We start from the raw sequence: 317 nt of genomic DNA on the forward strand, positions 1-317 counted from the left end.
AACCGCCTTCGCGCGCTTCCTTCGCCATCCGCGGGCGTCGCGGGTCATCAATCTGGTCTTTGCTGCGACGCTGGTGCTGACGACCCTGCTCGCGGTACTGCGATAGGCATTTCGCCGTTTCACGGAACCGGTGAAATGCCCTATCTCTTTGTTTTTTATGCAATTCCGGACGGAAAACGGCTTACACTTTTCCTGGAATTGCTCTGGCCGATCAGCTCTTGGCAGTTACGCCGAGCTCGGCCAGGCGCTTGACCGCAGTCGGCGGTATGGGGGGTGGATTCGGCGCCTGCGCGGCCTCGACCAAAAGCTGAGATCGG

1 pseudogene is annotated in these 317 nt (G+C 59.9%); it reads right to left on the reverse strand.

Annotated elements, in window-relative coordinates:
• Positions 1-211 precede the first annotated feature (211 nt).
• Positions 212-317, reverse strand: a pseudogene (locus EN852_RS42925) (1-acyl-sn-glycerol-3-phosphate acyltransferase); the annotation flags it as partial.

Origin of the sequence: Mesorhizobium sp. M2E.F.Ca.ET.209.01.1.1, from assembly GCF_004010375.2 — a bacterium.
GTDB lineage: Bacteria > Pseudomonadota > Alphaproteobacteria > Rhizobiales > Rhizobiaceae > Mesorhizobium.